This is a genomic window from Arthrobacter sp. 05T410 (assembly GCF_056396505.1).
Map to the genome: position 1 here is coordinate 75,502 of NZ_JBFTLP010000005.1, position 12,398 is coordinate 87,899.

The 12,398-nt window shown below is 68.1% G+C and carries 12 protein-coding genes; 7 read left to right on the plus strand and 5 right to left on the minus strand.

All coding sequences use genetic code 11. From position 1 onward, the window contains the following. The first annotated feature begins 71 nt into the window (after positions 1-71). Positions 72-731 (plus strand): maleylpyruvate isomerase N-terminal domain-containing protein, encoded by a 660-nt coding sequence (locus AC1DFR_RS09095; RefSeq protein WP_476873165.1) that lies wholly within the window; start codon positions 72-74, stop codon positions 729-731. On the opposite strand, the gene AC1DFR_RS09100 is transcribed toward AC1DFR_RS09095, so the two are convergent. After that, entirely contained in the window at positions 728-1,204 is a 477-nt protein-coding gene (locus tag AC1DFR_RS09100) for an Lrp/AsnC family transcriptional regulator (protein WP_028277521.1), read from the minus strand. The genes AC1DFR_RS09095 and AC1DFR_RS09100 overlap by 4 nt on opposite strands. A gap of 183 nt (positions 1,205-1,387) precedes the next feature. On the opposite strand from AC1DFR_RS09100, the gene AC1DFR_RS09105 reads away from it, so the two are divergent. The 5 genes from AC1DFR_RS09105 (at position 1,388) to AC1DFR_RS09125 (ending at position 6,215) form a co-directional block, all read left to right on the plus strand. Further along, positions 1,388-2,818 carry an amino acid permease gene (locus AC1DFR_RS09105; RefSeq protein ID WP_476848877.1) on the plus strand — a complete coding sequence of 477 codons (1,431 nt, stop codon included), beginning with the start codon at positions 1,388-1,390 and terminating at the stop codon, positions 2,816-2,818. A gap of 106 nt (positions 2,819-2,924) precedes the next feature. Next, on the plus strand, positions 2,925-3,962 hold the full coding sequence (locus tag AC1DFR_RS09110; RefSeq protein ID WP_476857496.1) for a thiamine pyrophosphate-dependent enzyme: 1,038 nt from the start codon (positions 2,925-2,927) through the stop codon (positions 3,960-3,962). A gap of 115 nt (positions 3,963-4,077) precedes the next feature. Next, complete coding sequence (locus AC1DFR_RS09115) at positions 4,078-5,061, plus strand: alpha-ketoacid dehydrogenase subunit beta (protein ID WP_476873245.1); 984 nt, start codon at positions 4,078-4,080, stop codon at positions 5,059-5,061. Beyond that, on the plus strand, positions 5,054-5,383 hold the full coding sequence (locus AC1DFR_RS09120; RefSeq protein WP_018775751.1) for a biotin/lipoyl-containing protein: 330 nt from the start codon (positions 5,054-5,056) through the stop codon (positions 5,381-5,383). The genes AC1DFR_RS09115 and AC1DFR_RS09120 overlap by 8 nt, the downstream gene beginning before the upstream one ends. A gap of 4 nt (positions 5,384-5,387) precedes the next feature. Continuing rightward, positions 5,388-6,215, plus strand: a complete 828-nt coding sequence (locus tag AC1DFR_RS09125) for an alpha/beta fold hydrolase (protein ID WP_476848875.1) — start codon at positions 5,388-5,390, stop codon at positions 6,213-6,215. 138 nt (positions 6,216-6,353) lie between these two features. Here the strand turns inward: AC1DFR_RS09125 and AC1DFR_RS09130 are convergent, their stop codons facing one another. The 3 genes from AC1DFR_RS09130 to AC1DFR_RS09140 all read right to left on the minus strand — a co-directional run bounded on the left by AC1DFR_RS09130 (position 6,354) and on the right by AC1DFR_RS09140 (position 9,911). Then, positions 6,354-7,709: an MFS transporter gene (locus tag AC1DFR_RS09130; RefSeq protein WP_476858811.1), complete on the minus strand. Its 1,356-nt coding sequence runs from the start codon at positions 7,707-7,709 to the stop codon at positions 6,354-6,356. A gap of 159 nt (positions 7,710-7,868) precedes the next feature. Then, entirely contained in the window at positions 7,869-9,323 is a 1,455-nt protein-coding gene (gene hpaB / locus AC1DFR_RS09135) for a 4-hydroxyphenylacetate 3-monooxygenase, oxygenase component (RefSeq protein WP_223915967.1), read from the minus strand. Positions 9,324-9,374: 51 nt separating this feature from the next. After that, the gene (locus AC1DFR_RS09140) at positions 9,375-9,911 is read right to left on the minus strand and encodes a flavin reductase family protein (protein ID WP_476857500.1); all 537 of its coding nucleotides are present in this window, start codon (positions 9,909-9,911) and stop codon (positions 9,375-9,377) included. A gap of 199 nt (positions 9,912-10,110) precedes the next feature. Between AC1DFR_RS09140 and AC1DFR_RS09145 the strand changes: the two genes are divergently transcribed. Continuing rightward, the gene (locus AC1DFR_RS09145; protein ID WP_230008911.1) at positions 10,111-10,827 is read left to right on the plus strand and encodes an IclR family transcriptional regulator; all 717 of its coding nucleotides are present in this window, start codon (positions 10,111-10,113) and stop codon (positions 10,825-10,827) included. 40 nt (positions 10,828-10,867) lie between these two features. Here the strand turns inward: AC1DFR_RS09145 and AC1DFR_RS09150 are convergent, their stop codons facing one another. Continuing rightward, positions 10,868-12,292, minus strand: coding sequence for an MFS transporter (locus tag AC1DFR_RS09150; protein WP_476873246.1), 1,425 nt, complete (start codon positions 12,290-12,292; stop codon positions 10,868-10,870). Positions 12,293-12,398 lie beyond the last annotated feature (106 nt).

Sequence of the window (12,398 nt, forward strand, 5' to 3'; positions counted from 1 at the left end):
GCCGGACCGGGATGCCGCGGCGCACGGACCGGGCTTGTCCGCGGGTGCCGGCAACGGTATTAATCGAGGCTATGGACGGAGAAGTCATGGACCCGGAGGGTACGGGCGCAGAGGCAGCGGGCGCAGAGGCGGTCAGGGCCCGATACGCGGGAGCGGCCCAGGCATTCATGGAGCTCGCCGGGCAGGTACCGCACCAGGCGTGGTCGCGGCCGGCACTGGGTGAATGGGATGTCCGGGCGCTGACCGGCCACACGAGCCGGGCCCTGACAACCGTGGAAACCTACCTCGCCACCCCGGCCGCCGGGGCGCGGGTGCCCGGTCCGGTGGAATACTTCCTGGGCGTCCGGGGCGCCACCTCGCCCGCCGCGATTGCGCAGCGGGGCAGGGAAACCGGGGAGGCGCTGGGCGAGGACCCTGCCGCTGCCGTGCGGGAGCTTGTCCAACGCGTCACGGCCCTCGTCAGGAACACGCCCGACGATGCCCTGGTGGCCACCCCGGCCGGAGTAATGACGCTCATCGACTACCTGCCGACCCGGACCTTCGAGCTGGCCGTGCACACCCTGGATCTGGCGCGCGCCCTGGGCCTGCCGCCGCCCGCCGCCTTGGCCCCGGCGGTCGCGGCCTCCCTGGAGCTCGCCGGAGCCATCGGCTCCCGGTTGCCGTCCGCCGGTGATTTGCTGCTCTTGCTCACCGGCCGGACCAGCCTGCCCGAAAACCTGAGTGTCCTCTAGCCCGTGCCGGCGGCCGCGGCTTCCAGCAGCGGCAGGGTGCGGCCCTGGAAGTGCGTATTGAGCACGATCACGGAGGACGAGCGCAGGACCGATCTGGTGGCGATCATGGCATCGAGGACGCGCTGGAGGTCCGAATTGGAGCGGGCGGCTATCCGGGCCATGAGGTCCGAGCTCCCGGAGACGGTATGGATCTCAATCAGCTCGGGGATCCGCGCCAGGGCCTCCACGACGGCGTCGTGCCCGAGGTCCTGGTTGATCGTGAGGGAGCAGAAAGCCACCACGGGGTAGCCAAAGTGCGCCGGATCGGGCTGGGGCACCCATGAGCCAATCACGCCGGCGTCCTGCATCCGGTCCAGGCGCGACTGCACCGTGGCGCGGGCAACCTTCAGCACCCGGGAGGCCTCCAGGACCGAGGCCCGGGGGGAATCCGTGAAAAATCGGACAATCTTTGCATCAAGCGGATCAACGTCCACTGATTCTTCCTTCCCAAGCGGGACCGGGCCGGACAAACAGCCACCGATGCCCCGATTCAGTTAGCAAACTGCCACCATGCTCTCACGGCGGAGGCGCCCCGGCGGCCGGGGGCCGGGCCCAAATCCGGTAAATTCAATAGGTCCCATAAGGACGCAAAGATCCAAACCACACGAAGGTTCGCCATGACGATGAAGTCCACCGCGACGCTACCCACCGCGGTTCCCGCCCCGAGCCTGGGGCACAGCATGAAACCACGCCAGCTGACCATGATGGGACTGGGCAGCGCGATCGGCGCCGGCCTGTTCCTCGGCTCGGGGGCAGGAATCCAGGCGGCGGGACCGGCCGTGCTGATCTCCTACCTCGTCGCCGGAACCCTGATCATCCTGGTGATGTGGGCGCTCGGAGAGATGGCCGCGGCCAATCCCAACAGCGGCGCCTTCTCCGTGTACACGCAAAAGGCCATGGGCAAGACCGCGGGCGCCACCGTCGGCTGGCTCTGGTGGCTGCAGCTCGTGGTGGTCATCGCCGCCGAGGCCCTCGGCGCGGCCGGGCTCCTGTTCACGGTGTGGCCGGTGATCCCCGTCTGGGCACTGTCCCTGATCTTCATGGCCCTGTTCACCGCCATCAACCTGGCGGGCGTGAAGAACTTCGGCGAGTTCGAATTCTGGTTCGCCATCCTCAAGGTGGCTGCCATCGTGATATTCCTGGCCATCGGCGGGGCCCTGCTGCTGGGCTTGCTGCCGGACGTCCCGTCTCCTGGCCTCGGCAACTTCACATCCGGCTTCGCCCCGGCTGGCCTGGGCGGCATCGCAACGGCACTCTTCGTCGTCATCTTCGCCTTCGGCGGCACCGAGATTGTCAGCGTGGCCGCGGCCGAGACGGAAAACCCGGAGCGCAGCGTCGCCCAGGCGATCCGCACCGTCGTCTGGCGGATCCTCGTGTTCTACATCGGCTCGGTATTCGTCATCGCGGCCGTCCTTCCCTCAACCTCCGCGGCCCTGAAGTCCCCCTTCGCCGGCGTCCTCGACGTCGCCCGGATCCCCGGCGCCGGCGCCGCGATCACCCTGGTCGCCGTTATCGCGCTGCTGTCCGCCCTGAACGCCAACCTCTACGGCGCGTCCCGCATGGTGTACTCGCTCTCTGAGCGCGGCGAAGCCCCCAAGTTCCTCTCCAGGCTCAACACGGCCCGGGTCCCGGTCGTGGCAGTGAGCGTCTCCGTGGCCTTCGGCTTCCTGGCCGCCGTCCTGGAACTGCTCTTCCCCGACCAGATCCTGCCGGCGCTGTTCCAGCTGGTCGGTTCCACCTGCCTCGTTGTGTGGGGCTCGGCCCTGGTGTCCCAGCTGATCCTGCGCCGCCGGGCAGACCGCGACGGCACGGCGCTGCCGCTGCGGATGAAGGGCTTCCCCGGGCTGACGATCTTCGGGCTCGTGCTCCTGGCACTGATCTTCGCCGTCGGCTTCAGCAGCCCTGAGAGCAGCAAGCAGCTGGTCAGCACCCTGGTACTGGTGGCCGGCATCGCCGTGGCGTGCTGGACCGGCGCCCGGATCACCCGGAACCGCAACGCCGCCGCCGCCGGCGCAAAAGCCGACCAGGCGGAACAGCCCAGCCGCTAGACAAATTGCCAAGCTCACCGGCGCGCGGGGCGGCATAAGTGTGCAGTCTGGGCACCCCAGCCTAGGCTGATTGCCCACCCCGCCGCCGGTGACTAGGGTCACAGGCATGGATACAATTCTCCCCGTGGCTTCCGGCAGCGCTGCCGGGCCGCTCACAGCCGATGAACTCCGCGAGCTCTATTCGCTCATGGTGGCCGTCCGGCACCTCGACACCTCGGCCATCGCCTGGCAGCGGCAGGGCATCATCCCCGGCTACGCCCCCGAACTCGGCCAGGAAGCGGCCCAGGTGGGCAGCGGCTACGCCGTGGACACCACCCGGGACTTCGTCTTCCCCACCTACCGCGAAATGGGCGTTGCCCGGACCATGGGGGTGGACATGGTGGCCTACATGTCCACCCACAAGGCCACGTGGCACGGCGGCCTGTACAACCCGCTGGAATCCCGGCTGGCCCCGATCCAGGCGGTAGTTGCCGGATCCGTCCTGCACGCCGTCGGCTGGGCCCACGGCCAGACGCTGGACAAAAAGGACGGCGTCGCAATGACGTACTTCGGCGACGGCGCCTCCTCCCAGGGCGACGTGCACGAGGCGATGAACTTCGCCGCCGTGATGAAGGCGCCCGTCGTGTTCTTCGTCCAGAACAACGGCTGGGCCATCTCGGTCCCCACCGAACGGCAGGTGGCCGGCGGCTCCGTCGCCGCCCGCGCCGCCGGTTACGGCATGCCCGCGCTGAAGATCGACGGCGACGACGTCGTCGCGGTCCTCGAGGCGACCCGCCGCGCCTTCGCCCACGCCCGCGCCGGCAACGGCCCCGTGCTCATCGAGGCCATGACGTACCGCCGCGGCCCGCACTCCACGTCCGATGACCCGGGCCGCTACCGCTCCCTCGACGAGGAACGCGACAGCGCCGGCACCGACCCGCTCGAACGGCTGCGGCAGCGGCTGCTGGCCGATGGCATCGCCGACGAGGCGTTCTTCGCCGAAGCGCTGGCCGCGGCCAAGGCCGAAGAGGAGCAGATCCGTACCGGCATCCAGGCCCTGGGCTCCCGGCCCGGCACCGAAATGTTTGACCTGGTCTTCCAGGAAACCACCCCTGCCCTGCAGGCCCAGGCCGCCAACTGGCGCGAGGAGTCCGAACATGTCTAACTCGATTCTCGAAAACGTAGACGCCGCAGGCGACAACACTGCCGACAACACTGCCGACAACACCGGCGACGACACTGTCACCAACCCGGCAGGAAGCGAGCCCGCCACCACGGTGATGTCGATGCAGCAAGCACTCAACCGCGCCCTCGACGAGGTCCTCGCGGACAACCCCAAAGCCGTCATCTTCGGCGAGGACTGCGGCCGGCTCGGCGGCGTCTTCCGCATCACCGACGGCCTGCAGGCCAGGCACGGCGCGCAGCGCGTCTTTGACACCCCGCTGGCGGAATCCGGCATCCTGGGCATGTCCGTGGGCCTGGCGATGGCCGGGTTCCACCCCATTCCCGAGGTCCAGTTCGACGGCTTCGCCTACCCTGCCATCAACCAGATCGTCTGCCAGATCGCCCGGATGAACTACCGCAGCCGGGGCACCATGCCGATGCCCATCACCCTGCGGGTGCCCAGCTTCGGCGGCATCCGCGCCCCCGAACACCACGGCGAAAGCCTGGAGGCGCTCTTCGCCCACGTACCGGGCCTGAAGGTGGTCTCGCCGTCGAACCCGCATGAGGCCTACCACCTGCTCAAGTACGCCGCCACGCGGCCGGACCCGGTGATCTTCATGGAGCCCAAGTCGAGGTACTGGCAGAAGGGTGAGGTGGACCTTGCGCACTGCGATGCGGACGACGGCTCCCCCACCGGCGCCAAGGTGATGCGCGAAGGCCGCCACCTCACGCTGGTCGCCTGGGGCGCCATGGTGGCCCGCTGCCTGCAGGTGGCGGAGCTCGCGGCCGAGGACGGGATCGATATCGAGGTCCTGGACCTGCGCTGGCTCAAGCCGATCGACGCCGAGGCCCTCGCCGCCTCCGTGCGCAAGACGCGCCGCGCCGTCGTCGTCCACGAGGCGCCGCTGACCTCCGGCCTCGGCGCCGAAGTGGCGCAGCTGATCACGCAAAGCTGCTTCGACACCCTCAGGGCGCCGGTGGAGCGCATCACCGGCTTCGACGTCCCGTACCCCTCGGGCGACCTGGAAGATGAATACATCCCGAACATTGACCGGATCCTCTTCGGCATCCAGCGAGTATTGGAGTACAAACGTGGCTGAAATTTCCTTCCCGCTCCCGGATCTCGGCGAGGGCCTGATCGAGGCCACCGTGCTGGAATGGCTGGTTTCCCCGGGCGAGCAGGTGGAGCGCAACCAGCCGCTCGTGGAGGTCGAAACCACCAAGTCGGCCGTTGAATTGCCCAGCCCGCAGGCAGGTAAGGTAGTGCGTATCTACGGCGGGCCCGGCGACAAGATCAATGTCGGCGAGCCCCTGATTGTGTTTGAGGTGCCGGACAACACCGCCGGCATCGTGGGCACGGTCCCGAAGGAAGAGGCACCTAAGCGCCGGGTCCGCCTGAGCGCCGTACTTGATGAGGACTGAGAGCATGAGCGGCAGACACACCGGCGAGCAGCATTCGCACACCGTTGAGGGCACCGACCCCCAGCTGTACGTGCAGGTGCATGAGCCCCAGAACGACGCCGGGTTCCGTCCCGTCCTGCTGCTGCACGGCTTCTCCTCCTCCTCCAAGCTCAACTGGGAAGACAGCGGCTGGCTCACCGCGCTCCTGGAAGCCGGCCGGCGCGTCATCACCGTGGACCTGCCCGGCCACGGCCGCAGCGGCGCCCCGGAGGACATGGACTCCTACTCCCCCAGCCGGATCCGTGCGGACCTGCTGCAGATAGTCTTCGACGCCGGCGCGCGGCCGCTGCGCGACGGGGACCCGTCCAGCGGGCTCGACGTGATCGGCTATTCGCTGGGGTCCCGGCTCGCCTGGGAGTTCGGAGCCACACAGCACGAGCTGGTGCACCGGCTGGTCCTGGGCGGCCCGAATGTCGCCGACCCCCTGGCGGACTTCGACCTGATCGCCGCGCAGCGGTACCTGGCCGACGGCACGCCGATCGCGGACGAGTCGACCGCCGGGCTGCTGAAGATGGCCATGCTGCTGCCCAGCAACAACATCTTCGCGCTGCTGTCCCTGGTCGAGGCAATCAAGACCGAGCCGTATGACCCCGCCGAAGCGGTCCCCCACATGCCGATGCTCCTCGTGGCGGGGGAAAACGACGACCGGGCCGCCACCATGCCGGAGCTCGCCGCCCTGGGCGCCAAGGCCGGCGGCATGGTCGAACAGCTCGTGCTGCCGGGCCGCAACCACACCAACGCCATCACCAGCCGCGCCTTCAAGCAAGGCGCCATCAGCTTCCTGGGCGTCTAAACCCGACTCACAAAAGCGACGCGGGGTCACTTACGGCCCATCCGAATGATCTGGATGGGCGCGAAGTGACCCCGCGTTGCTCTTTAACCCAGAGGGGCACGGACCTTGCGGTCCGCGCCCCTCGTGCTTGCCTGGTTGCTAGTGCTTTGCGGCTTCGGCCGGCGCGTGGTGCGCGACGCCGAGCGGGCGGCCCTTCGTTTCCCCGGCCAACAGGACGCCGACGGCGGAGATGACGCAGAGGATCATGATGTAGATGCCGATGGAGCCGGTCCAGTGGGTGCCCTGCAGGAGGACTTCCGCGATGGTGGCCGCGAACGCGCCGCCGAGGATGGCGCCGAAGGCGTAGCCGATCGAGATGCCCGAGTAGCGCACCTCCGGCGGGAACATCTCGGCGTACATGGCGGACATGGGGCCGTAGGACAGGCCCAGGCCGACCGTGAGGACGAACAGCGCGACGCCGTAGAGCACAATGTTCTTGGTGTCGATGAGGGCGAACATCGGGATCATCCAGGCAAAGACAATGCCGTAGCCGATCAGGAACGTCTTGACGCGGCCGATCTTGTCCGAGAGCCAGCCGCCGACCAGCGTGAAGATCAGCCAGCCGAAGGAAGCCAGCGTCGTGGCGAGCAGGATCTGCGGGGTGGGCATCTTCAGCGTCTTGGTGGCGTAGGAGATGAAGAAGGCAATCAGCAGGTAGCCGGCAGCGTTGTTGCCGATGAAGATCATCGTCGAATAGAGGACAGCCTTCTTGTGCTTGCGGAGCAGCTCGCCCAGGGGCGCCTTGCTTTCTTCCTTGCGGTCCTGCATCTCCTTGAAGACGGGGCTCTCAGCGACTGCCCGGCGGATCAGGTAGCCGACCACGATCAGCACGATGGAGAGCAGGAACGGCACACGCCAGCCCCAGGATGCGAAGTCTTCCTTGGACATGGACGTGTTGAGGAAGTACAGCAGGCCGGTCGCGAGGATCATGCCGACCGGAACGCCGATCTGCGGGTAGGCGCCGAACAGGCCGCGCCTGCTCTTGGGAGCGTGCTCCACGGCCATCAGGGCGGCGCCGCCCCATTCACCGCCGGCGGAGAAGCCCTGGATGACGCGGAGCAGGATCAGGAGGATCGGGGCCCAGACGCCGATCTGCGCATAGGTGGGCAGCATGCCGATCAGGGCCGTGGCGGCGCCCATCATGATCAGGGTGAAGACCAGCATGGCCTTGCGGCCGAGGCGGTCGCCGAGGTGGCCGGCGACGATCGCGCCGAGCGGGCGGAAGAGGAAGCTGATGCCGATCAGGGCGAAGGACAGGATCTGCGCCAGGCCAGGGTTGGAGGCGTTCAGCGGGGCCAGGAACAGCGGCGACAGCAGCGTTGCTGTCAGCTGGGCAAAAATAAAGAAGTCGTACCACTCGATGGTGGTGCCGACCAGTGTCCCGGCGAGGACCTTGCGTTCCTCGTGTTTGCTGCTGGGACCCGCCTCGGAATCTACGGATGAAGTTACGGTCATTGGAACTCCGTTGCTGGGGGCAGAGGTACTGCCCGGGTGGGTGCGAAGTGGATAACTGATGCCTCATGAATTACTGATCGAACGGTCAGTTAGTATCCTGAATACTACTACGAAAGATGTGATAAGGCACACATGTTCCCGGAAAGTGTCTTCCGCGGGTCAGTCGGTGCGGTTGAGCAGCTCGCGGACCCTGGCCCGGACCGGCTCGCGGTCGTAGGTGTTGACCAGGGCGCCGGCCATGCGGACGGGGTCTCCGAAGAAGAAGTACTCGTAGAGCGACTGGCGCCCGGAGAACCCGGAGATCGAGGCGTCGAAGGCCAGTTTGAACAGCCGGACCCGCTCGGGGCCGGTCAGGGTCTTGCCCTGCAGGTACAGCTCGATGTCCTCCCGGGCCTCGCTGTTGACGTCCGCCTCCCCCGGCAGGGCCATGAGGCCCGACGCCGAGAACTTCCGGATGATCTGCGGGAAGCGCTGGGCGATCTTCGGGTACCAGTTGCGGGCGGCGTTCAGGGTGGACCACTTCGGCAGCATGACGCCGGCGTCGTTGAGTCCGGCGTCGGCCTCGGACGCGCGGACCAGGGCCTTGCCGATTTCGACGTCGATAATCAGCTCTGCGATATCCTCCTGGATGTGCTGGAATCCGTCGATGCCGATCGATTCGGCCAGTTCCGATGCCAGGCCCAGGTAGAACTCGCTCTTGGCGATCGTGCGGGTGACCACCTGGTGGGTCATGAGCGCGCCGGCCCCGGTCTCGGTGTAGAAACTGTTGCACAGCTGCGGGTGGCCCAGCATGAAGATGCGCTCGTTGGGCACGAAGACGTGGTCAAAAACCGCGACGGCGTCCATTTCCTCATAGCGGGAGGCCAGCGGCTCGTCGTGGGTGCTGCCGCCGTTGTACAGCGAGGTGCGGCAGAGGTAGCGCAGGCCCGGGGCGTCGTTGGGGATGGCGAACGCGTAAGAGTAGGGGGCGTCCTCCGGGGTGCCCCGCAGGACCGTGGACGGAAACACGAGCAGTTCGTCGGCGATCGGGGCGATGGTGGCGAGCATGCGCGCGCCCTGGATGACGATCCCGTCCCCGCGCTCCTCCACGATCCGGGCCGAGAGCTGGCCGCCGAGCTGCTCCGACCCGGACACGGACCGGTTGACCTGCGGCGGGATGAGTGTGTGGGTGGCGAGCACGTCGTTTTCCCGGGCCCACTCGTAGTAGTTGCGGATGTTCTCGCCGAACTTCGGATCCGCCTGCGCGAACCACTTCCCCGCCGTGCCCAGCGCGGTCAGCGCGGAGTTCATATAGTCCCCGGAGCGGCCAAGGAAGCCGTTGGAGGACTCGGCCCAGGTGGAGATGGCGCGGCGCCGCCGCTGGAGGTCCTCGACGGTCTTCGGCACCAGGAAGGAGGCGCTGACCAGGTCCCCGGTGCTGGGTGAGGCGTAAGTGAGCGCCTCCTGGTACTGCGGATCATGCTGCATGTCGAAGAGCCTGGCGTAGGAGCGGGCCACATTGCGGAAGGCCGGGTGCTCGGCGATCTTCTCGCTCACCACCTCGCCGTCGATCACCACGTGCGGCGTCATGGCATTGAGCTTGTCCAGGTACTGCCGTCCGGTACGGATACCCATTGGTCGTCCTCCAGTCGTCGTTGCGCTGAATTGCCGGGAAGGAATGTGGCGCTAGAGCAGATCCTCCATACCCAGCTGGCTTTCCGGGATGGTGGTAAAGGTGCTGTTGGCGAAGGCCAAGGCATCGCCGTTGCGGTAGTTGAAGTCCACTACCTCGCCGATATAAAGGGTGTGGTCGCCGCCGTCGTACGCCGCCCAGGGCTTGCATTCGAAATATGCGAGGACATTGGACAGCCGCGGCGCGGTCTTCCCCTCCACCCACAGCGGCTCGGGGCCGGGCCTGCCGGCGAAGTGCATGGCCAGGTACCGCTGCTCGGCGCCAAGGATATTCACGGTGAAGGGCCGGCCGGCGAGCTCGTCGTGGGCCCTGGCCGTGCGGGCGATGCTCACCAGCACCAGCGGAGGGTCCATCGAGACCGAGGTGAAGGAGTTCACGGTGATGCCGTGGCGTTTCGTGGCCCCGTCGAAGGTCACGATCGCGACGCCGGTGGCAAACCTGCCGAGGCTGCCCCGGAAGTGGTTGGCCCGCGGTACCGACAGGGGGCCCTGGGCGCCCCCGGCGTGGCCGCGCGGCGTGGCAATCATCATTGATCCCTTGCGTTCGTTGCGTTTCCCGACCGTGGTGTGGGTGTGCTTTGGATCAGCCGTGTTCTATAGTCGAGTTCTGTATTGTGTTCTATAATCGAACAAACAGTTCCCATATAGAACGCTAGCTGACCATGAGCCGGAACACAAGGGTAGCCCGGCGAGCCCGGCGTCCAGTAACCCCGCACCTAGGATGGACCCCATGACCCCGAATGCCGGCACCGCCCAGGCTTCCCCGTCCCAGACGCTGTCCCGCGGTATCAGGGCGCTGGAGATCCTCGCCGAGGCCCAGCAGCCGTTGACCATTGCCGAACTCGCCGACGCCATGGGCGTCCACCGCTCCGTGGCCTACCGGATCCTGCGCACGCTCGAGGACCACTCGCTGCTGGTGCGTGACGATGGCGGCCGCGTCCAGCCCGGCCCGGGCCTCGCGGTCCTGGCCCGCGGGGTCTCCCGGAACCTGCAGTCGGCGGCGTTGCCGGAACTGACCCAGCTGGCCAACACCCTGACCATGAGCGCCTTCGTGGCGGTCTGGGACCGGGAGGAGTGCGTGACGCTGGTGACCGTGGATCCGCGGCACAGCGGCGCCGCGGTGGTGCAGCACCCGGGTTCGCGGCACCCCATCAGCGCAGGGGCGCCGGGCATTGCGATCCAGTCAGCCTACCCGGAGCAGGAGTGGCGGGCCCTGGTCCCGGGCATCCCGTACCGGTCCGAGGCGGCCGAGGCCCGGCGCCGCGGCTATGCCGCCAGCCATGACGAGGTGATCCCCGGGGTGTCCTCGATTGCGGTGCCGCTGCGTGTGCCTGGCGGGCGTCCGGCCGCCCTCGCCGTCGTCTATATCCGCGCCGCGCAGGATCCGGACGAGGTCGCAGCGGCCCTGACCGAGGCGGCGCGTCGCATCGAGGCGCAGCTGGGCTAAGCCCGCGGAAAGCGCCGCCGCAGCGCTGTCCCGTCGGGGTCTATGCGGCCGCGGCCGTCTTCTTCCCGCGCTGCCGCAGTACGACGGCGGCTGCCGTTCCGAGCAGGAACAGCGCCGTGGCGGCGCACACCGGAACCAGGAAGGCCGTCGAATACCCGAAGTTCTGCGCCAGCTGTCCGGCGATGGAGGATCCGAGCGCGGTGCCGGCCACAATGCCGCTGGCCAGGGCTGTCATGACCGTGCCGAGCTTTCCGGCCGGGGCCACGAGGCCGCCGATCGCGAAGACAGTGACCATGAGCGGACCAACGGGCAGGCCCAGGACCAGCAGTACAAGGACCATGGGCAGCGCCGTCGAGGGCAGCAACAGCAGCGATGCGAAGCCGGCCATCAGGGCCGCGCAGGCAATCCAGCGGGCGTTCACCGTGAAGCGCCGGGGCCAGTACGCGACCGAGAGGGCGGCCGCGGCAGAGCTCAGTCCCATGACTGCGTAGAGCAGGCCCGCGAGTTCGGAGGTGGCGAAGCTGGCGGAGAAAGAGCTCAGGGCTGTCTGGGTGGAGCCGAAGAACGTGCCCATGCACACCATCGCCAGCACCGGGAGGGCGACGGCGGCGAAGGTTTTGACCCGCCGGGCTGCCGTGCGGGTTTCCCCGTGGTTGTCCCCCGCCGTCGTGGGCGCCGGGCCGGCCGCGTGGCCTGCGGCAGGACCGGCGGGCCGGCGTTTCGTTGTGCGGACGACCGCAAGGTGCGTGGGGTGGACGGCGAAGGCGGGTACGAGGACCACGGTCAGTGCTGCAGCGAGGGCCAGCGGCAGCCACGGCGCGAGCAGGCTCGCGAGGATTCCGACGAGTGCGGGGCCGAGCACGAAGGTGAGCTCGTCCGCGGTGCTTTCATAGGAAAGGGCGGTGTCCAGGTCCGCGGAGTTTCCGGCCGCACCGGTTCCGGAGCCGGACGTCCGGGAGGTCAGTGCCATCCAGCGGACGCGGGCCAGCGGACCGACCTGCGGGCAGCTCACCCCGGCCACGAAGGCCGCGGCCAGCACGGGCACCGCGGCGGCAAGGTCGTGGACCCCGGGGATGAGGTAGGCCGTGAGGATCAGGGCAACGATGGCCACGGTGTTGGCGACGGCGGATACGAGCAGGACGCCGCGCTGGCCGAGCCGGTCGGCGAGGACGCCGAGGACGGGGGCACCGAGTGCGGAACCGATGCCGACGGCGCCAGCCGCGGCGCCGCCCACGGCGTACGAGCCTGTGACGGCGGTGACGAGTGTCAGGGCGCCGACCGTCAGCATGGCAAGCGGCAGTCGGGCGAAGAGCCCGAGGGGGATGAAGCTGCGGCCGGCGAGCAACGGCAGCTGCGCGTAGCGGCCGCCCTTTCCGGGCGACGGGGCAGGCAGAGCGTCGGTCGAAATTGAAGCGGCCGGCAGCGCGTAGGTCGGCGGCAGTGGGGCGTCAAGAGTAGACACCAAAGAAGACGGTGAAGGGTTCATGGTTTCCGGGTTCGCTAAATACGGCGCATCGTCCCTCCTCCCGATGCGCGCGACCCGGTAACAGACCAATGATACCCGATCCCCG